The following is an 18,841-nucleotide window of genomic DNA, read 5'->3' as shown; positions in this document are numbered from 1 at the left end:
ATAACGCTTCTACATTGCTTGCACCGCATTCGGAGAGTGCGTTACGGCAAACGGATTTTGCGATGCGGAGAAATCAGCAAAATCGCAAGACGTGGCGGCGTTCCACCCAATATCGTTATGCGGTATCAGAGACACCCGTTCAGGAAAATGCGGTATATGCGGTAGGACTGCGATATAGCACTTCTATTTGCGGTTTTTGCAATTCCGCATCGCAAAAACCAACTAGTATAGAGGGGGGTGAGGCCGTTGGAAGTGAGCGAAGCGAATCCAGGGAGATTTTTTCTGGCGCCAAAAGGGGCGCAGCTCCGAGAGGAGACACCCAATGACTGACGAACCTACCGAAGCTCTGACACAGGAATCAATCCCCGAAGAACTCGCTGAACGACCCCAGTGGGTGTGTTGGCGACAGGAGAAACGTGACGGGAAGAAAACGAAAATTCCGGTGGTCCCAGGCGTCGGGTCGTTCGCCTCGTCGACGGACCCCGAAACATGGGCAGACTTCCAGACTGCATGCGAGTATCTCGAACATGGTCGGGCGGATGGAATTGGATTTGTGTTCACCGAGGAAGACCCCATCGTCGGCGTCGACCTTGACGACTGTCGTGATCCCGAAACAGGCGACACTGACGGCGATGCACAGGACATCATCACGCGCTTGGATTCATATACCGAAATCTCACCATCGGGAACTGGGTATCACGTGCTCATTCAAGGCGCATTACCCGAGGGACGCAACCGACGTGGCAAAATCGAGTGTTACGACACAGCGCGCTTTTTCACCGTCACCGGCGACCGGGTGACAGGGACGCCAACCAAGGTGGCAACCCGACAAGACGCTCTCGAAGCAATCCATCGGGAGTATATCGCTGAGGAAACACCCACCCAAGCAACGAACAGGTCTATGGATGTTACACGACGTGATGAGTCTACATCTAGCACGTCACTCGACGACGACACACTCCTGGAAAAAGCGAAGAACGCCTCGAACGGGGCGAAGTTCGATCGACTGTGGAATGGGAATACGAGTGGATACGACAGCAACTCAGAAGCGGATATGGCGTTGTGTTGTCTGCTGGCCTTCTGGAGCGGCGGCGACAAGACCCAGATGGACCAGCTGTTCCGTCGGTCGGGGTTGACTCGCGAGAAGTGGGACGAGGTGCACTACGCTGATGGATCGACGTATGGAGAGAAGACTATCGAGCGTGCGATACAGACGACGTCTGAGTTCTATACGCCGTCGCAGAAAGAGACGACTAAGTCTGTTTCAGAGCCATCGGAGTCGCCCAAGGCTTCTGAAGATCGTAGTGATGCATATGTGAGTGAGAAGAATCGATTGTTGGCAGAGCGTGTGGGAACACTGGAGACGCGTATCAAGCGGAAAGACAAGCGGATCGAATGGCTTGAAGCGGAGGTCCAGCGACTGGAGTCGGAGCTCTCAGACGACGATACTGAGTCAGTGAGCAAAGCGGAGAGCCAACACGTGAGTAATGATGGGGAGCCAGGATCGGCGTCGTTGTGGAGGCGGACGAAGCGTCTGTTTCGAACAGACGCCGAGTAACAACACGATGGCGCCCACAGACGTTTAGGTTACCACAGCGCAATCATCTAGCCATGGCCACGGATCTCACCGAACGGGTGCAAGAAATCGCCGAAGCACGGGACATCCCCGAGTCAGAGATCCTCGAACAGGCGTTAGAACGCGGTGTCAAAGACCTCTGGATAGACCTCGTCCTCTTACGGTACGTGAACGACGAAATCGACCGAGAAACGGCGGTTGAACTCGTTAGACGTGACCGCGTCAAACGTGCAGAACGCGACCTGCAGGCAGTCGAAGACGATGTTCAGTGGGGTCTCAGTGCGTGACATGCAGCTGATAGCCGGTCACGGAAGCAGGTCAACCTAGAACCGTTTTTTCTCGCTTCAAAAACGCGGAGGCGAACATCAGTGAGTGAGTCATCAGATCAATCTGTAGAATCGGGCGGTCTTACGCCAAACGTCTCGAGCCACCAAACACGCGGCTCATCAACGCCGGTATCGTGACGATCAACGACATGGAGACGTTGCAAGCCTGCGTTGCCTACGAGAATGCAAACCGGGGACGCGTTCAGATCCTCCGCCGGCTTGAGCAGCAGGTTAACGAAATCCGCTCACAAGAGGACTGACGGGACATTTGGAGATGTCTGTCGGAGCCTTAGTGGGTAGTAGCTCGAATGATTGGCTCACCGAATTAGAGTTCAGACTATTAGAGTTCAAACTATTATAGTTCTACCCCTAACTTCGGAACACGTATGTATCTCCCACCACGACTGGGAGTATGGACCAGTTCGTCAATCGTGTCGATGAACTCGATCGGTTGCAGGCCCTCTATGAGAGTGACGCTGCAGAACTCGCAATCATCTATGGGCGCCGCCAGATCGGCAAGAGCGAACTCGTCCGCCAATCGATTGCCGACCGCGACGATGCCGTGTACTATCAGGCAGTTCAAGGAACAGCGACGACACAGCTCAGGCGATTCGTCGAGGCAGCAGCGACGACCTATCCAGACATCACGGCCGTCAAAGAGGAATGGGAACCGCTCTTAACGTACCTCACCGATAGAGACGCCATCATCGTCATCGACGAATTCCCGTACCTCATTGAATCGAACGAAGGGCTTCCGTCGGTCATTCAACACCTGTGGGATACAGCTGTCGACGAGAGTCAGGCGACGCTCGTACTCACAGGCTCTGCAATCGGCATGATTCATACCCACGTCCTCGATGGCGGTGCGCCACTCTACGGCCGAGTGTCCCAGACTCCGAATGGCCGCCTCGAACTCACCCAGCTGCCGTTTCGTTCTATCCAAAAGTTCGTGCCAACGTACGGTTCCGAAGAACGGGTGTTTGTATACGGCGTCTTCGGCGGCACACCCCGATATCTCAGCCCGCTCGATTCATCACAGAGCTTCGGAGAGAATATCATGCGGCTTTTGTGCGACCCGGATGGCCCACTCCACGACGAGCCCGAAACCGTCCTCCAGATGGAGCTCAACGAGGTAAACACGTATTTTTCTGTACTGGAATCGATGGCCAGCGGGAACCGCAGTCGAAACGAGATCGCCCAGGGAGCCGGCATCGAGAGCACGAACACGTCGTACTACTTCGACCGGCTGGAAACACTCCAGATCATCGAGAAACACCATCCAGCACTCGCTGACCCGGCACGCAGCAAGCGAACGCGATACCAGATTCGGGATCCCGTGTTCCGGTTTTACTTCCGCTATCTCTACGGCCGCGGGGGACAGTACGAACTCTACGGCGAGAATGCCTACGCGGATCTCATCGAACCGGAGTTGCCCGACTTCGTCAGCGAAACGTTCGAATCGCTCTGTCACCAGGCAGTGCCGGCGCTCTACTCAAACTACCAGCTCACACAGGTGCCAAGCCAGTGGTGGTACAAGGGCCGAGAGGTAGATGTCGTCGCACCAACTGACGAGTCAACGCTAATCGCTGGCGAAGCGAAATTCACCACCACCCCCCTCGGTTATGACGTGCTCACGGATCTCGAAGACGACGTGGAGCATATCGACTGGACACCCATCGGAGGTGGTGAGCCAGCGTATGAATTCGCCTTGTTCAGCCGTTCTGGGTTCAAACGCTCGGTCGAGGAGGCTGCAGACGAGCGTGATGATCTTTGTCTCTTCAATCTGTCCGATATCGTTACCGTTCTCGAGCGTAGAACCGACTAATGACTTCTCCCACGACTACAGTCGTGGGCTTCCCTCACTGTTCTAAAGCTTTTTGCAGAGGCGTCGAACTTTCTGCTTCGCCATACATGACTGGCGATATCGAATATCTTGCTAACCGCCGGGTATGAGCCAAGAGGAGAGCCAACACGTGAGTGATGATGAGAAATCAGGGTTAGCGCCGTTGCGGGGGGCAGACAAAGCGACTCTTTGGAAGTGGAGAGTGATTTTCTGACACAGATATCCGATTTGGAGACAATATATATGCGTTTAGGTCGCGAAGATGAGTCTATGGACGAGGAGAGACCGTCTGAAGATGGGGCACGTGGGCAGTGGCAGAAGAATCGGACGACGTTTCAGCGTGTCTACGACGTCCTCGTTGGGACGTACGAATCCGGGTCTGCAAAAGAGTTCGCTGAATGGGCAGATTGTTCGGAGAACGGTGCTCGAGAAGCGCTCTCGCAACTCGTCGAAATGGGGATTGCAGAGAAAACTGACACCCGGCCTGCTGGCTACAGGCGAAATCCATCGTACTTTCGGTGGAAGCGTATCGAAGAAATAGCTGGTGAATACAGCGCCAGTGAGTTGCGGCGTCGGGTTGACGAACTGATCGAGGAAGACCGCCAATTCCAAGATGAATATGGTGTTCCAAGCCCAGATGCAGTCGTCGAACCCGACAATGTAGAGCCTGATCATGAGTCGGTGCATGAGCGGTGGGATGATTTGAGCGAGTGGCGGACGGTTCGTCGTGACATTTCGGTGTTGAAGCAGGCGGTTCAGCGAGCCGAATCGACGCATGACGACCGGGCGCAAGCATAGCGTGGTTGATCGATCTGAAAGTCCAAGCAGGCCACTTGATGTGACGACACTGGAGTTACTGGCACAGCGAGCCGCAATCCATCCGCTGGTTCTTACGTGGCAGTTTCGACCTGACTCACTATCGCCGCGTGTGCTAGAACTCCAGATTGATGCCGAACAGTATCCGGCGTCAGTCACGGAGGTGCGGCTTGATATTCGGTGGTTCGAAGGCGGCGCATATTCGGTGCACTATTTGGAGATTTCTCAAGACAAGACGTGGCAATGTCGGTGGGATAAGCATCCGAAACCGAACGCTCCGACTGCCCACTATCATCCGCCCCCAGATGCTAGTGCTGCAGTGGAAGCCTCACCATTCGAGGATGAACACCACCTCGGTGTGCTTTTCGGCGTTCTAGACTGGGTTAGAGAGCGCGTACAAGAGCATCACAACAATTGAGCGTCTCACCGAGCCAAGACTGCGCAGACTGGAACCTCTGGTATCAGCAATGTCGACGAGGATGATCACCTGGAAGCGACTAATGATGAGGGAGAGTCAGAGACGACGTCTTGGAGGGCGGTGAACACAGTCATCCCTTCGACAGGGTGGACACCAAGTTTCGTTGCCGCAGTCCGCTGTGTGAGTTCACCGGCCATGATACGAAGCGTGTAGTGGAGTGCAGCGGCAAGTTTGGCGATTCCTTGGCGCTCAACGAAGACGCGGATATCCTCGGTATCAAGTTGTCGTCCAATCGCATCGACGAGCGTCGGCGTTGCGAGCACTTCCCCGTGTTCGGTGTCGAGCTGGAGTCGAATCGGATCAACCGTGACCGTTGCTGGCGTCACGTCCTCGTCCCGCGTGAGCACGCTCATTTCCTCAAGTTGTCCGATGTACTTGTACGTCGTCGAGTGCGCCATGTCGAGGTCAGTCTTGATGGCCTCAATCTCGACGGGGCCGTACCGGAGGATGTAGCTATAGAGGCGAGCGAGTCGCGGCGTGTTCAGCAACTCGGCGTAGGTGAGCAGATCATTGAATGTCGCCTCAGGGTTCGGCGTGGTTGCAATTCGGTCATCGGCAGACATCACAATCTATGTACTATGGATAGTGTATTAACTCTTGGTGAGGCCGTGTTCGAGTTCTCGGAATATGCACAGAGCGCGAGTGGGCTCCTGTCCTTGGCGCGAACTCAAGTTTTTGAGACAGGTCACTTACGTTAACCAACATGAGCCGCTAATACCGGTACTGTTGGTTAACAAAACCGCGAGCGTTCAGCGTTTCAAGGAACACGAAGGCGGCTTCGAGAGGTGAGTTAATGAGCTTCTCAAACGAATCTCTTCACGAGCATCATGAGCGAGCCACCGTCGATAGATCTCGTGGCCGAGTGGGAGGCTGAGCTCGAGCGCCGGACGACGGTCGAAAAGATATACGACGTCGCCCTCCAACTCAGGGAGCCACTGCGTGTCGCTGACATCGCAGACCGGGCAGGCATCACACCGGATACCGCACGGGAACACCTCAACTTCCTCACAGAACTTGGTGTTGTGAAGAACCCGAGCGACGACCCAGCTACCTACGAACGCAATGACGCCTACTTCGAGTGGCGACGAATCGACCAGCTCTGGACCGAACACAGTGTCGAGGAACTCCAAGAACGAATTCGTGAATTGACTGCCCGAATCGCAGACTACGAAGCGGCGTACGACGCGTCGACACCGGCAGCCGTTGACGCTGCCACTGTTGCAGAGGCGAGTGGTGACCGGACAATCGACGATGTGTGCAGTGACCTCCGTGATTGGGTGACCGCTCAAGAGGAGCGCAAGCTCACTAAACGAGCTCGCCTGCAACGCTGTCGCGGCGACAATCAACAATGAGACCCGTTGAGTCGGCTACCATCGACGATTCCATCCCCATTGAGACGATTCGGGGGATTCTTCGGGAGCACTTGGTGCAGTGTGCACTTTTCTTTGGTTCCCACACGACAGCAACAACCCATCCAACGAGTGACATCGACATCGCAGTCGAGTTGAAAACGACTCAGCGCGAGGATCCAGCGTACAATGATGCGTTCTTTAGTCTGAGTGCAGATTTGAGTGAGGCACTCGAAACAGATGACGTAGACCTCGTCGATATCCACACCCTCCCACCAGGCGTTGCTGCATCAGTCTTCGAGGAGGGAATCCTCCTTGTTGGCGACCCGGAACACGCCGAGGAACTTCGGCGGCGTGTGACCGACAGATCGTCTGATTCCCGGTCGCCACGCGAACGCTTCGACGACGCACTCACGAAGATTGATGCGCATCTCAGTGGGTTCAGTGGTCCGGCATCCGAGGAGCACGACCGACAGCGATGACGTATGTCCGATACTGATACCAGATACAACGTTCACGACTGTACTCAGAATCCAATCACGCATCGGTCGATGAGGTCTGTGTTCAAGACACCGGAAACGGTGGTGTCTGTATCAGATTCGCTAGTGTGTTAACCAACACAAATGGTATTGTTACGGAGTGTTGGTTAACAACATCACGAGCGCGTTGCGTCTTAGTTTCAAAGACTCGTATGAACGGGCTCAACCGGTGAGCCGAAGCCCAGCCGTCGATTCGTAGAGATAGCCTTTCAACAACAGTTGCTCAAGAAGATCCTCTGTCTCTGCCCGCTCAAAACCACCGTCAGTGAGGAGATCAACAGCTGCGTCGTGTGTAACTGTCCCGTCCTCATCGGTACCCTGCGCTATCAGTTCCAGAGCAGTTTGCTGTGACGGCGTCAGCGGGGTCGACGAATGCCGCATTATCTCTGTTTTTATTGGCGACCACCGAGACTGTTGGGATTGTGTTGGCTTCTTGGACTTCTGTTTGCTGTGTGAGCTCGGCGTTTCCGATTTCTCATCCTCGACATCGGATTGTCTAATATCAAATAATATATGCTGACAATACACGAAGTCAGGTCACATTCCGATGCCCTCCAACCGATACGACGACTGTCGCAGCAACTGGGAGAGTAGATGCTGATGCGACGCCGTAGAGTGCTCGCATCGATAGCGTGTGGGACAGGTATGCTGGCTGGCTGTGCTACCCGCGAGAGAGACAGCCGTAACTCGGTCTCAACGTCTCAGCCAACACCGCCATCAGACGTGACGACACTCACTGAGACGAAACCACTCCCCGAACCGAGTGACGTGTCTAGCTCTGCAGTTGCTCAATCGTTTGTTGAGACATACGAACAACGCTACGTGTATAACGAACTCGTCGGCGGATTCGGAAGTTCAGGCGGAGCGACGGAGATTACGGTTGAGCCAGCACGTGTCGCTGTCGTCCACACGACTGGCTCAGGGTACTACGTGTTGTCCTCATGTCGAGGGTCTGCCCGCTATTACCGTTCGGGTAGCTCCGCGAGTAGCGCAACCCGTAACGCTTCGAGTGTCGCCCACTTCGTGAGTAATGAGCGACACCGACGAATCCCGTTCAATGCCTATCGGTGTGAACGGCCTGTCGTTCAGGCGTCTACTGCGGACGATAGTGACGACCCACTTGCTCGGTTGCAGATCTATGATTTCGAGACTGAACCCGATTACGAGCACCCTGAGCAAGGTGGACGGACAGTCAACGTCACCGTCCGGAACGATAGCGGGGAGGCCATCCTTGAGCAGACGTATCAAACATCGCTTCCGTTGACGATTCAGCCTGCAGTCACCGAGACACCGGGGTCGTATACACTCGCTGCCTCGCTTGCCGATGGACCGACGGTTCAGTATGAATGGGACCTCTCAACACCGGGGACTCCTAGTTGGTGGGCACTCTGTCTGGTAATCACGGCTGGTGGTAGATTGACTGTCAAACGATGGTACCCAAATGAGGAGGTTGGCGTGCCGTCGAATGGCGTCTGTAGACACTAACACGAGACGTTCCGACCTCGTCGACGTGCTCGGAGTGTTTGCTCACTTCCGTATCGAGAGGTGTGGAGCGACAGTTGTGAATAAAAGCCTCTGAAAGCCCCTGGGCGCTCGACGGCTACACCTCGCTGCGGTCCTCGCTCCGCTGCGGTCCTTGTGTCGGCTCGCTCGCCGAACGCCCGGCCCCTTTCACTCCCACCCGGTGTAGAGTGGTCAGCGTCGTTTCCTCACTGTCTGTTCGGTGTGATGAACCGGTACGCCCGCTCGCCGTCTTCTGTAGTGACGGCGAAGTTCATGAGCAGAGCCTCTTGGAGTCCGTCTGTCGTGTACGCGGTGATGCGATAAGTGGTGTCGTCCTCGTTCTCAACTGTCAGCGTTGGTGGTGCGTCGATGAGTGCTCCAGCTGCAATAGAGAATCCGCTGAAGAGGATGAGGAGGACGAGGAATATCCGAATTCGTCGAGGGACCATACAGGTACCAGAACAGGCAGTACTGAAATATCCTTGTCTTACACTGGAACTAGCTTTTGGTGCTATGGGTGAGAATGACAAGACTCTTGAAAAATATCACTACTACCAGCCCGCCGACGCCATCATCGTCTACAATGAGCGCGACCTCAACCACTACCAACCACTCAACGGCCGTCCACTCACCCACTGGCACCAGTACGTCGCAAAGAAGCGCGGGTGGAAGTCAATGGACCAACTCGCCCACGCAGGACTCCAGATCGATGCCCAGCAGAAGGAGACGCAGGCGTGAACGCACGCGAAGAACTCCGCATGCATCTCTCACACAGATTCGAGGAGGAAGCCCACGAGTTCACTCGTAGGTCACTGACTTGCAGAACGGATAAACATCCGGACAGTCCAACAGTAGTCTTTGGTCAATCAATATCGATTGGTTCCTGTGATTTCGAACCGTGCACCTTCATCGCCCTCAGTGATTTCGATTTCCCATGTATGAGTTTCAACGATCCCTTTCACAATGGAGAGCCCATAGCCTGGGCTACTTTCGTCTGTCGAGTATCCTGACTCAAACACCGTCTCACGCTCAGCTGGTGGAATCCCAGGACCGTTATCCTCAACAAAAAAGCCATTATCGAGCAAGCCGACTCGGATCGTTGAAGCGTTTCCGTGGTCAAGGGCGTTCCAGAAGAGGTTCTCAAAGAGTCGTTGCAACTGTGACGCGTGCGCTCGGATTTCCGTGTCTGTGTCAACGATCAATTCCGTCGATTCCGAGGAGACAGTCTCCCATGCCTGTTCGACTATCTCTTGGATGGACACCACTGAGAGTGATAACTCTTCTCCGCGAGCCAATCGAAGCAGTTCGTCAATGAGGTTTCGCATTCGATTGTGTGCCTGTGTGACTTCTTCGAGATGCTCGAAATCACCCGTCTCTTGTGCCAATTGGAGTCTCCCTTCAGCCACGTTGAGGGGATTTCGAAGATCGTGTGAAACCGTGTTTGCAAACGATTCCAGAATATGGTTTCGACGCTTCAGTTCCTGATCACGCTCTCGCTTCTTTGTGATGTCCCGTGAGTGAACGAAAAGACCATGCTCGACGGGGTACGCTCGGACTTCAGTCCAGTATCCGAAGAGGTCAGAGTAGGTTTCAAACGCTGTCGGCTCGCCGGCTGACATCGCATTCTGGAAGAAGTCGTACACCTCTGTCTCAGTGGCCTCAGGGAACACATCCCAGAACTTCTTATCGAGAACCTCGTCAGCTGTCAAGCCAGTTCTGTCTGCAATCGTCTGATTCCAGTAGGCGATTCGCCAATCCGAATTGAGAATGTAGAACCCATCGGTTTGCTCGTAGAGAGCAAGCAGTCGGTCTTGGGCGATCCGCGCTCGTCGTTCGGATCGACGGTGGCTGACCGCGTTCTTGATGCGGTTTGCGAGTTGGTCGTATACTTCGGTCCCGCCTTTCTGGATATAGGACGTTACCCCTGCGTCTATCGCCTCGGAGGCGATCTCCTCGCTGCCCTTCCCCGTGAACAGGATAAACGGCATGTTGGGATACTCCTCGCGAACAGTGCTGAGAAGCTTGATTCCATCCATCTCGGGCATCTCGTAGTCGCTGATGATACAGTCAATGGGAGTGGTGGACAACTGGTGAAGCACCTCGCGTGGATTCGTTTCGGTACGTACCTCGAAACTGTCGGTTATCCGTTCTAGAAACTCCGCGGTCAACTCACTCACTTGTTGATCATCATCGACGTGAAGGACGAGTATTTGCTCATTCCTTGAGACACCGTTCTGCGTGATTGTGTCGCCCATTTTAGTACCTCCGGAACAGAACCGCTCAAGACGAGCAATCCACGTGGAAAGCGCGGATAGAGTCTCTGCGGTATCCATTGCCTGCCTTACAGAATACAAGGCAACAGACGCCATCTAGGCACTTGGTGTTCCTATTTGGACGATTTCAATAATAGATTTAAAAACTTTTGGAATATTTGAGAAAATATGGTGTATTGTCATGTTTTTTAAGCAGGAATATCAATAGAGTCAAATGAATGTTTCCACGCGTATCAATCGCTTTCAGTTTCGCCATACGTGACTGAGGTATATTGAGGCCCTCGCTGACTGATGGGTATGAACGAGAACTTCATCCCGTGTGACTGGACAGAACGCTTCGTGGAACTCACGGAAGTGATTCAGACACTGCGTGACTGCTCGACCGAAGAGGCGGAGTTGATGGCAAGCAAGGTACTCAGCCGTGCATACAGTTCGACATACTTGGTTAGGCTTACCGACGGTGGACGCTGCGCAGTCTATCAAGCAGAGTAGCGAATCAAGGGAGATCATAGCTCAATAGCAGCTAGCTGTTGTAGGCGAGGCGTCCTTTGGTGAGAATTATGAGGACCACCGCGACTATGGCAAAGACGATGACATTCAACGCACCACCATCGATAATAGTAGCGGCCCATCCCCCATAGCCCAAGCCACCGAAGATTGGTGTGAGAAGTCCGCTCGCCGCGTTTCCAGCAGCATGGAGGAGAATGACGATGAGAAGGCTACCACCAGTACCGTTGAAAACCCAAGTATAGATAAACGAACCCGCGATGGCGGTCAGCACGAACGCAACGAACCCAGAGAGCGTGATTGGCCCGAGAAACGGTGTGAAAAACGCGGGGAGGTGATACAGGCCAACGAGTACTCCGAGAACGAGCGTCCCCCAGATTGGGCCGTATTGTCGTTGTAACCGTGGGAGTGCAAAACCGCGCCAGCCAGGTTCCTCACCAATCGACGGTACGAAAATTCCCAGTAGCACGAGGGGAAGGAAGACGGTGAAGAAGAGTGACCAATTCTCAAGAAGTGCCGTGAGTGGATCGGTTCCAAGAATCGTAACGTATCCCGCGATGTACGCAAACATAAATCCGAACAGAGCGACCACGTACCATCGAAGGCCGACTCGCCATCGTTTAATCCCTCCCAGTAATCGACGCACGCCTACCCAACCCTCTATCACTGCAGTTACGAGAACAGCTGCGAGTAGAGGCCCCAAGGGTGCAATTACAAACATCACGATACCAAACGCATCCGGCAGCGTATACGGCAACAATTCCAAGCCACCGCGACTCTCGCTCACCGACCAGGGGAGAATAAACGCCCACGAGATGGCGTACGCTAATACAAAGAAGATCCCCAGTGGCGATCGGTAAACTATGGACTCTACTGATGTTTTCATTGTGCATCCTTACAGACGAGCGGTCAATGATTAGTCATTCTCCTGACAACCTGGAGTAGAGTTCTCATCGTGTATATTAGTAACCCACAACTTCGGTCGTGGGCTTTCTCCTCGAATCTGTGTAAAGTACCACGGGTCACCCGACCCGTGACACTCTCGCTGTATTCTTTAGAAGCAGAGACTCTCAGTCTGTGGCCTGAGCGTCAGTAGGTGATGCTACTCCTGGGAGGTTCGGGAGCGACAGATCGACGCGTCGGAGTAGCTGCGCGTTGATCGCGACAATTACCGTACTCAGCGACATCAGGAGGGCGCCCACGGCGGGGGACAGCAAAACCCCGATCGGCGCAAGGATGCCAGCTGCAAGCGGAATTGCGAATACGTTGTATCCGGCCGCCCAGACGATATTCTCCTGCATCTTTCGGTAGCTGGCCTTGCTGAGTTTCACGAGCCGAACCACGTCCATCGGGTTGTTCTGGACGAGGATGACGTCGGCCGACTGGACCGCGACGTCGGTGCCGCTCCCGATGGCGATTCCGACGTCGGCCCGCGTCAACGCCGGCGCGTCGTTCACGCCGTCGCCGACCATCCCCACGAGCTTATCCTGGTTTTGGAGCTCTTGGACTTTCACGTCCTTGTCTTCGGGGAGAACCTCGGCGAACACCGTGTCGATACCCAGTTCGTCGGCGACGGCATCGGCGACGTCCTGGGAGTCTCCAGTCAGCATCGCCACCTCAATTCCCAGGTCATGGAGGGCGTCGACGACGCGGAAACTCTCTTCACGGATCACGTCGGCCATCGCGAACGCGGCGATCAACTCTCCTTCGCGAACGAGATACACCACGGTCTGGGCGTTCTGGCCGGCGTCGTCAGCGAAGTGCTGGAGGTGGTCGGGAATCTCGCTATCGAGTTGGGTCAACAGGTTCGGCCCGCCGACGTACACCTCGTTTCCACCGTCGAACGCGTCCGACGAGCCTCCGGCAAAGCCGGAGACGTTAACGTTCGCGCGGACTCCTCGGCCTTTGATTGCCTCGAAATCGGTCGCGCCAGGAGTAGTTAGGTCTCGCTCGTTAGCGGCCTCGCGGATGGCGCGGGCGATCATGTGTTCGGAGTCGCTCTCGACGGCCGCCGCGAGCCTGAGTGCGTCGTCCTCGTCAACCCCGTCGACAGTCACCATGTCGACGACACCGTGCTCGCCTTCGGTGAGCGTCCCAGTCTTGTCGAAGATGATCGCGTCAAGATTTCTCGCTTCTTCCATTGCAATCCGGTCGCGGACCAGCATCCCGTTTCGAGCGGCGAGCGATGTATTGATTGCGACCACGAGGGGGATGGCGAGCCCAAGTGCGTGTGGGCAGGCAATGACAAGCACCGTCACGACGCGCTCGATGACGGTCGCGTCGAACGAGATCGCGACCGTCCACGCGATCGCTGTCACGACTGCCGCACCGAGGGCCACGTAGAACAGCCAGCCTGCCGCGCGGTCGGCCAGCACCTGTGTCTTCGACTTGCTCTGCTGGGCCTCCTCGACGAGGCGCATGATGCCCGCAAGCGTCGTCTCCTCGCCCGTCGCACCGACGCGCACGCGAAGGCTCCCGTCGCCGTTAATTGTCCCGCCGATGACCTCGTCGCCGGGTTCCTTCGAGACCGGTTTCGACTCACCGGTAATCATTGACTCCTCGACGTCCGAATCTCCTTCCTCGACGATACCGTCAGCAGGGACGCTTGCGCCCGGTCGGACGAGCACGAGGTCGCCTTCAGAAAGCTCACCAACAGGGACCTCTTCGGTCTCTCCATTGTCAGTGATGCGCTCGGCGGTATCCGGCATTAGTTTCGCCAGTTCGTCGACCGCGCTCGAGGCCCGGCGTACGGACCGCATCTCAATCCAGTGCCCCAGCAGCATGATGTCGATTAGCGTGACGAGCTCCCAGAAAAACGCCGACTGCGTCGGGAAGACCACGCTCGCGAGGCTGTAGACGAATGCGACGGTGATCGCCATCGAGATGAGCGTCATCATCCCCGGCGACCGGTCTTTCAGTTCCGGTACCGCCATCTGAAGGAACGGAACCCCACCGTACGCGAAGACGATAACCGCGAAGACGGGGTTGATCCACTCGCTGCCCGGGAACGCAGGGACGGAGAACCCGATCCACTCCTGCAGCATTTCGCTGTACAGGAGGACCGGAATCGACAGGAGCGTCGAGACAAAGAAGCGCCGGCGGAACATCTGCTCGTGGCCTTCGTGCATCCCGCCATGCCCCTCACCGTGCCCCTCGTGGGAGCCGTGGCCGTGCCCTTTGCCCTCGTGTCCAGTGTGCTCGTGTTGCTCGTGGACCGCTCTCTCACTCTCCGCAGCAGGGTGAGCCTCGTCCTCCAGTAGCTCCTGTTCTACCCGTTGTTCGTCAGCCTCGGCGGCTGTTTCATCGTGCTCGCCGTGTTCGTGCTGGTGACTGCGGTCGTCCTGCTGGTGTTCCCCTCCTGGGGGATTCTCATTTGTGTCTTTGTGGTCGTCCATAGATCATATCCTCTTTACAGGTGGACCCGCCGGCTCCCTGAATCTTCGCCCCTGAAACCGTACAGCAGGACCTGCGTAGACACACTTCAAAGACAACGGTAAGCCGGTGTCTCGAAGCGGTCCGTGCTATCCGCAAATCGATATACTCAGGCGCGAGCGGTGTACCCTGCGTCTTCGACGGCCTCTACGAGGGCCGTAACATTCGCCTCACCATCGACGCTTGCCTGTTCGCTCTCCCTGTCGACGGTCACGTCAGTCACGCCGGAGACCTCTTGGAGCGCCTCCCCGACCGTCTGCTCACAGTGACCGCACGACATTCCTTCCACGGTGATGGTTGTCGTCATACACGAATACATACGGTCCCCTGTCTTTAGCGGGTTTTCCCTTCGATTATGTTGGTATCGTGGGGCTCAAACCTTAGATTCAAAGTAACACCTGCGGCCGAAATGAACCAGATCTCGGAGACTCCAGCTGTCGATGGCGAGAGGCTCAGGTATTGTTGTGGCGCTCCCTGTACGTCTTCGCCGCTAAAAAGACATATACTGCGCCGATTGCCCGAATACCCGAGCGGAGTCGCGCGTTCCATTCTATCGACTCCGGACGTTTGTACAGAAGCGCGGTGGCAAATCTCCGATACAGGTCGGGAAACAGGAGAACGATCGCGCCGAACACTCCGGTAAGATTCTTGACCTCCTCCCGCGCCTAAAGACGCGGGTATGCGCTCGCACTATGAATCATACGTTATGGTACGACGAATACGGAGATAATACTCCTGTGACCCTCCACTATCGAGAACGAGACCAGTCCGATTAGTATCGGCTTCGAACCAAGTATGACGCACAGAGGCCGTTTTCAAATGGGCGTCTCGAATACTTAGGTTCGGGCATACAGGGCGTAGAGGATTGACAGCATCCCGGCCGCAGTGATGAGTGCTGCGACGAATCCCGCCTCGAAGATTGACACCTGGAGGAGTTCGAAGAGTACGCCTTCGAGGAGGCCGCCAAGCCCGACCAGCGCGAAGCCGTCGACGTACAGGGTAACTACGTGTGATGCCATTGGCACCTTAGAGGGAGGTCACTCTGATTGTTTTAGATTGTTTTGGCGGGATTCGAACTCTTCGTCCGTGAGATCGCCACGGGCGTACGCCAGACGTAATTCTTCCATCGCGGGATTGTGAGATGCTTGTGTTTCGCTCACCTGTCTAAAGAGGAGATAGCCACCGCCGAGAAGCGCAACGAGGAAGGCGAGTGGGACGAGCATTCCGATAACGGGCCACCAGCTGCCGGTACTACCGTACTGGCCCATCATTCCCCCGTATCCCATCATCCCGCCGAACCCCATCCCCATCGTGAGCAACGGAAAGAGGATGAACGCTCCGAGAATCAGGAGCAGCACCGTCGTTGTGTCCAGTTGATTCGATGAAGCCATCGAAGATTAGGCCTCCGACGCAGGGTCGAACTCATTTCTAACGGCTGCCAGTACACGATCGAATCGCTCAGTGACCTCGGTTTCGATGGAATCAAGCGCGTCGTTATCAGCAATCCCGACCAACTGCTCCGGATCGACCGCACTTACCACGATGTCGCCGTCATCGGTCTCATAGACGATGACGTTGCAGGGTAAGAGCGCACCGAGCTCGATTTCCTCGGTCAAGCCTTCGTATGCCAGCGGGGGATTACACGCACCGAGGATGCGATACTGACGGAACTCTTCGCCAAGCTTCTCCTTGAGTGTTGCCTGAATGTCGATATCACAGAGGACGCCGAATCCCCCGTCTGTGAGTGCAGCGTTCGTTGCCTTAACGACGTCGTCGAATTCGCCAGTGACTGATGTCTGTATTGTGTATTCCATGGAATATTATACCCCGTCCGTGGGGTTAACGGTTGGGTACCGCAACGGTGGGCGTTGGGAGTGTGATGTACCGGCTGGAACAGCAACTGTTCCAGTCATCCGGTGCGTTCGAGCTGATTTCGCCGTTGATCGAATTCGTCATCCGAGAGCTCCCCGCGGGCGTAGCGCTCACGGAGAACCGACAGCGACTGCTCTTCGTTCCCACCGGATCCTCGGTTGAGGAGCGCATAGGCGAGGTAGAGCGGGACGGCGATGAGGAGCCCCATCCAGAGGAGTCCCCAGAACCCCATCGCGCCGCCGAAGAGGCCCCAGCCGCCGCCCATCATGCCGCTGCCGTAGCTCCCGCCGCCGTGGGCAGTAGCTGTTCCAGTCACTGCGACCAGCAGCGGGACAGCGAGTATCGCGAGTCGACGAGCAGTGCGTCCGATGTGAGTGGGGGGTTGCGTCATGATTGTGAGTTGGTAGTGAGTTTCTGTATTCGGTTGAAACGATCGAAACGGTCAGGGCCGTCAGCAGTGGCCCTGCCCGTACATCCCGCCGTTGTAGTCGTCGTCAGCCATGTCCTGGGCCATCTCATTGACGGTCACACCCATGTTCGACTCCATCCATTCGACGCTACCAGGGCCCAAACGCCGCACGTCGCGCACATTTTGGTCGTCGCCTTCGGGACGGCTACGACGTGACACGCGTTCTCGAAGGACTCAAGCATTCCTCGGGCGCTGAGGTCTTCAACGAACACGGCGTCGTACTCTATAGTGTAGAAGTGCGCGAGTTTGTGCCTGTAGTCGCGCTTCTTGTTCGACATCCGGGCGTGGACTTGCGCGAGAGCGAAACGTTTCTCACGTTTGGGGGGCTCTCTCGCCGGATAACTTGGGTCGAGTCGCCCGACAGAGCGTCCGTCCGAGTCGTAGGCGAAGTTCAACACGCCGAGGTCAATTCCAACGGTGTCCCCGGAGTTGATGTCTTCGACGGCGGGTTTCTTAGATTCTTCAGCTTTGATGCAGAACGAGGCGTACTACCGTTGGAGACTCGGGCTTGCTATTGCTCGTGGTTCGCGTCGTTGTTTATCGGATTCATCCCACGACTAAAGTCGTGGGGTCTTCTCCTCGACTTTCTGTAAGACCGAGTATTAAGCGACGGATTGAAGAAGAGTACTTACAACACAAACAGTCTATTGTTTAGAGACACCCAAACCAAGCCCCTGAGACCTAACAGTCTACGCCAGAAAATATAGAGACCTCTATATAAATAAAGATATTTTGGAAATGGAAATGTTGGAATAATACCTAGTAAAGTAAGAGGCGTTTTAATCTTTCGCCAAGATAGTACCTTTGATGCCTCTTACACGGCGAACTGCAGTCCAGACATTGGTAACTGCCAGTGTGTTCGGTGTTGCTGGATGCCTTGGCTCGTCCAATACACGTAACTGGGATCTCGAAGAGAAAGCGGCAGTCACCAATGCCCAGCAGTACAATGCACCTGGGTGCGGATGCTGTAAACAGTACGCGTCGTACTTACGCAACAACATTGATGGGAAGCTTACTGAGACGGTTCCGGATGATATCGTTTCTATCAAAGAAAAGTATAATGTCCCCGAAAGCCTCCATAGCTGCCATACGCTCGTCTTAGAAGACTACGTCGTTGAAGGACACGTTCCAGCACAAGTAATCGCAAAGCTCCTCACAGAGAGACCGGCAATCGAGGGCGTCGCACTCCCCGGGATGCCAGCCGGGACACCTGGTATGGGTGGAACGAAACAAGAATCATGGACCATATACGTGATTGGTGGGGATCAAGCTCAAGAAAAGTACGTCGAAATCTAAGTTAGGTAAATCACCCTACTTCGTTCACCCAAGACGGGGTTCGCTCGTTGAGGGTAGGGCCACCGGCAATCAGTCGCCGGCAATTGGCCGGTAGCTCTCGTCGTTCAACGTCCCACCATTCACACGCACGTCTACTTAAGCCGGTTTCCTCTCGGACCCACTCGATTGCTACCGAAGTCCACGAACGGTTTGAGCGTGTGCTTTCAGAGATTTGAGGATCAGATCCCATCGGATCAATTCGGCATGATGACTATCCTCCTCTTGATTCTCGGAGCAACCGTCGTACTGCCGTTTTTCACAACGGGAGGGAATTTGGTGGTATGATGGGTGGTTACGGGCCAATTGGTGGCTGGTGGATGCTCCTTGCGCTGCTCGTTCCGCTTGCCTTTCTCCTTGTTCTTCTCGGTGGAGGCTATCTCCTCACCAAGCAAATGAGCGACTCCCAACAATTACGGAATCCTGCAATGGAAGAACTCCGAACAGCGTACGTCCGTAGTGACCTTACCGACGAAGAATTCGAGGCTCAACGACAGAGGCTCGAACAGTCGGAATAGCCACACTC

The 18,841-nt window shown here is 55.4% G+C and carries 21 protein-coding genes and 1 pseudogene; 10 read left to right on the top strand and 12 right to left on the bottom strand.

Features of this window, described 5'->3' with window-relative positions; translation table 11 throughout:
• The first annotated feature begins 322 nt into the window (after positions 1–322).
• The 5 genes from DV709_RS15940 to DV709_RS15920 all read left to right on the top strand — a co-directional run bounded on the left by DV709_RS15940 (position 323) and on the right by DV709_RS15920 (position 4,543).
• Positions 323–1,558 carry a phage NrS-1 polymerase family protein gene (locus tag DV709_RS15940; RefSeq protein WP_117595436.1) on the top strand — a complete coding sequence of 412 codons (1,236 nt, stop codon included), beginning with the start codon at positions 323–325 and terminating at the stop codon, positions 1,556–1,558.
• A gap of 53 nt (positions 1,559–1,611) precedes the next feature.
• Complete coding sequence (locus tag DV709_RS15935) at positions 1,612–1,863, top strand: hypothetical protein (RefSeq protein WP_117595435.1); 252 nt, start codon at positions 1,612–1,614, stop codon at positions 1,861–1,863.
• 92 nt (positions 1,864–1,955) lie between these two features.
• Positions 1,956–2,162, top strand: coding sequence for a hypothetical protein (locus DV709_RS18440; RefSeq protein ID WP_117595434.1), 207 nt, complete (start codon positions 1,956–1,958; stop codon positions 2,160–2,162).
• Positions 2,163–2,314: 152 nt separating this feature from the next.
• On the top strand, positions 2,315–3,727 hold the full coding sequence (locus DV709_RS15925; protein WP_117595433.1) for an ATP-binding protein: 1,413 nt from the start codon (positions 2,315–2,317) through the stop codon (positions 3,725–3,727).
• Between the two features lie 288 nt (positions 3,728–4,015).
• The gene (locus DV709_RS15920) at positions 4,016–4,543 is read left to right on the top strand and encodes a DUF7342 family protein (protein ID WP_117595432.1); all 528 of its coding nucleotides are present in this window, start codon (positions 4,016–4,018) and stop codon (positions 4,541–4,543) included.
• 501 nt (positions 4,544–5,044) lie between these two features.
• Here the strand turns inward: DV709_RS15920 and DV709_RS15910 are convergent.
• A complete protein-coding gene (locus DV709_RS15910; protein WP_117595431.1) occupies positions 5,045–5,602 on the bottom strand; it encodes a DUF7437 domain-containing protein in 558 nt (185 codons plus the stop codon).
• Between the two features lie 264 nt (positions 5,603–5,866).
• Between DV709_RS15910 and DV709_RS15905 the strand changes: the two genes are divergently transcribed.
• On the top strand, positions 5,867–6,391 hold the full coding sequence (locus DV709_RS15905; protein ID WP_232819774.1) for a DUF7342 family protein: 525 nt from the start codon (positions 5,867–5,869) through the stop codon (positions 6,389–6,391).
• Positions 6,388–6,870, top strand: a complete 483-nt coding sequence (mntA, locus tag DV709_RS15900) for a type VII toxin-antitoxin system MntA family adenylyltransferase antitoxin (protein ID WP_117595430.1) — start codon at positions 6,388–6,390, stop codon at positions 6,868–6,870. Before DV709_RS15905 ends, mntA begins: the two co-directional genes overlap by 4 nt.
• 219 nt (positions 6,871–7,089) lie before the next feature.
• On the opposite strand, the gene DV709_RS15895 is transcribed toward mntA, so the two are convergent.
• A complete protein-coding gene (locus DV709_RS15895) occupies positions 7,090–7,308 on the bottom strand; it encodes a hypothetical protein (protein WP_117595429.1) in 219 nt (72 codons plus the stop codon).
• A gap of 1,328 nt (positions 7,309–8,636) precedes the next feature.
• Positions 8,637–8,879, bottom strand: a complete 243-nt coding sequence (locus tag DV709_RS15890; RefSeq protein WP_198665752.1) for a hypothetical protein — start codon at positions 8,877–8,879, stop codon at positions 8,637–8,639.
• A 64-nt stretch (positions 8,880–8,943) separates the two neighbouring features.
• Between DV709_RS15890 and DV709_RS15885 the strand changes: the two genes are divergently transcribed.
• Positions 8,944–9,168: a hypothetical protein gene (locus DV709_RS15885; RefSeq protein ID WP_117595428.1), complete on the top strand. Its 225-nt coding sequence runs from the start codon at positions 8,944–8,946 to the stop codon at positions 9,166–9,168.
• 128 nt (positions 9,169–9,296) lie between these two features.
• Here DV709_RS15885 and DV709_RS15880 read toward each other — a convergent pair whose 3' ends face one another.
• The 9 genes and pseudogenes from DV709_RS15880 to DV709_RS18435 form a co-directional block, all read right to left on the bottom strand.
• A complete protein-coding gene (locus DV709_RS15880; RefSeq protein ID WP_198665751.1) occupies positions 9,297–10,685 on the bottom strand; it encodes a response regulator in 1,389 nt (462 codons plus the stop codon).
• Positions 10,686–11,226: 541 nt separating this feature from the next.
• Entirely contained in the window at positions 11,227–11,802 is a 576-nt protein-coding gene (locus tag DV709_RS15870) for a CPBP family intramembrane glutamic endopeptidase (protein ID WP_157972762.1), read from the bottom strand.
• A gap of 478 nt (positions 11,803–12,280) precedes the next feature.
• Positions 12,281–14,605, bottom strand: coding sequence for a heavy metal translocating P-type ATPase (locus tag DV709_RS15865; RefSeq protein WP_117595424.1), 2,325 nt, complete (start codon positions 14,603–14,605; stop codon positions 12,281–12,283).
• Between the two features lie 146 nt (positions 14,606–14,751).
• The gene (locus tag DV709_RS15860; protein WP_117595423.1) at positions 14,752–14,949 is read right to left on the bottom strand and encodes a heavy-metal-associated domain-containing protein; all 198 of its coding nucleotides are present in this window, start codon (positions 14,947–14,949) and stop codon (positions 14,752–14,754) included.
• A gap of 529 nt (positions 14,950–15,478) precedes the next feature.
• The gene (locus DV709_RS15850; RefSeq protein WP_117595422.1) at positions 15,479–15,661 is read right to left on the bottom strand and encodes a DUF7521 family protein; all 183 of its coding nucleotides are present in this window, start codon (positions 15,659–15,661) and stop codon (positions 15,479–15,481) included.
• 18 nt (positions 15,662–15,679) lie between these two features.
• The gene (locus DV709_RS15845; RefSeq protein ID WP_117595421.1) at positions 15,680–16,033 is read right to left on the bottom strand and encodes an SHOCT domain-containing protein; all 354 of its coding nucleotides are present in this window, start codon (positions 16,031–16,033) and stop codon (positions 15,680–15,682) included.
• A gap of 6 nt (positions 16,034–16,039) precedes the next feature.
• Positions 16,040–16,456 carry a DUF302 domain-containing protein gene (locus DV709_RS15840; RefSeq protein WP_117595420.1) on the bottom strand — a complete coding sequence of 139 codons (417 nt, stop codon included), beginning with the start codon at positions 16,454–16,456 and terminating at the stop codon, positions 16,040–16,042.
• A 95-nt stretch (positions 16,457–16,551) separates the two neighbouring features.
• The gene (locus DV709_RS15835; protein ID WP_117595419.1) at positions 16,552–16,905 is read right to left on the bottom strand and encodes an SHOCT domain-containing protein; all 354 of its coding nucleotides are present in this window, start codon (positions 16,903–16,905) and stop codon (positions 16,552–16,554) included.
• A 179-nt stretch (positions 16,906–17,084) separates the two neighbouring features.
• Positions 17,085–17,471, bottom strand: a pseudogene (locus DV709_RS18435) (RNA-guided endonuclease TnpB family protein); the annotation flags it as partial.
• A 319-nt stretch (positions 17,472–17,790) separates the two neighbouring features.
• On the opposite strand from DV709_RS18435, the gene DV709_RS15825 reads away from it, so the two are divergent.
• Together DV709_RS15825 and DV709_RS15820 are read left to right on the top strand one after the other, a co-directional pair.
• Positions 17,791–18,279, top strand: a complete 489-nt coding sequence (locus tag DV709_RS15825; RefSeq protein WP_117595417.1) for a DUF411 domain-containing protein — start codon at positions 17,791–17,793, stop codon at positions 18,277–18,279.
• 320 nt (positions 18,280–18,599) lie between these two features.
• Entirely contained in the window at positions 18,600–18,833 is a 234-nt protein-coding gene (locus DV709_RS15820; RefSeq protein ID WP_232819773.1) for an SHOCT domain-containing protein, read from the top strand.
• The last annotated feature ends 8 nt before the right edge of the window (positions 18,834–18,841 follow it).

The organism is Haloprofundus halophilus (genome assembly GCF_003439925.1).
GTDB lineage: Archaea > Halobacteriota > Halobacteria > Halobacteriales > Haloferacaceae > Haloprofundus > Haloprofundus halophilus.
Note: the sequence above shows the minus strand (reverse complement) of the source record. Positions and strands in the feature narration are given on the sequence as shown.

Coding starts and splice junctions, on each gene's coding strand:
- DV709_RS15940 (WP_117595436.1), top strand. CDS start 323: ATGACTGACGAACCTACCGAAGCTCTGACACAGGAATCAATCCCCGAA.
- DV709_RS15935 (WP_117595435.1), top strand. CDS start 1,612: ATGGCCACGGATCTCACCGAACGGGTGCAAGAAATCGCCGAAGCACGG.
- DV709_RS15925 (WP_117595433.1), top strand. CDS start 2,315: ATGGACCAGTTCGTCAATCGTGTCGATGAACTCGATCGGTTGCAGGCC.
- DV709_RS15920 (WP_117595432.1), top strand. CDS start 4,016: ATGGACGAGGAGAGACCGTCTGAAGATGGGGCACGTGGGCAGTGGCAG.
- DV709_RS15910 (WP_117595431.1), bottom strand. CDS start 5,602: ATGTCTGCCGATGACCGAATTGCAACCACGCCGAACCCTGAGGCGACA.
- DV709_RS15905 (WP_232819774.1), top strand. CDS start 5,867: ATGAGCGAGCCACCGTCGATAGATCTCGTGGCCGAGTGGGAGGCTGAG.
- mntA (WP_117595430.1), top strand. CDS start 6,388: ATGAGACCCGTTGAGTCGGCTACCATCGACGATTCCATCCCCATTGAG.
- DV709_RS15895 (WP_117595429.1), bottom strand. CDS start 7,308: ATGCGGCATTCGTCGACCCCGCTGACGCCGTCACAGCAAACTGCTCTG.
- DV709_RS15890 (WP_198665752.1), bottom strand. CDS start 8,879: ATGGTCCCTCGACGAATTCGGATATTCCTCGTCCTCCTCATCCTCTTC.
- DV709_RS15885 (WP_117595428.1), top strand. CDS start 8,944: ATGGGTGAGAATGACAAGACTCTTGAAAAATATCACTACTACCAGCCC.
- DV709_RS15880 (WP_198665751.1), bottom strand. CDS start 10,685: ATGGGCGACACAATCACGCAGAACGGTGTCTCAAGGAATGAGCAAATA.
- DV709_RS15865 (WP_117595424.1), bottom strand. CDS start 14,605: ATGGACGACCACAAAGACACAAATGAGAATCCCCCAGGAGGGGAACAC.
- DV709_RS15860 (WP_117595423.1), bottom strand. CDS start 14,949: ATGACGACAACCATCACCGTGGAAGGAATGTCGTGCGGTCACTGTGAG.
- DV709_RS15850 (WP_117595422.1), bottom strand. CDS start 15,661: ATGGCATCACACGTAGTTACCCTGTACGTCGACGGCTTCGCGCTGGTC.
- DV709_RS15845 (WP_117595421.1), bottom strand. CDS start 16,033: ATGGCTTCATCGAATCAACTGGACACAACGACGGTGCTGCTCCTGATT.
- DV709_RS15840 (WP_117595420.1), bottom strand. CDS start 16,456: ATGGAATACACAATACAGACATCAGTCACTGGCGAATTCGACGACGTC.
- DV709_RS15835 (WP_117595419.1), bottom strand. CDS start 16,905: ATGACGCAACCCCCCACTCACATCGGACGCACTGCTCGTCGACTCGCG.
- DV709_RS15825 (WP_117595417.1), top strand. CDS start 17,791: ATGCCTCTTACACGGCGAACTGCAGTCCAGACATTGGTAACTGCCAGT.
- DV709_RS15820 (WP_232819773.1), top strand. CDS start 18,600: ATGATGGGTGGTTACGGGCCAATTGGTGGCTGGTGGATGCTCCTTGCG.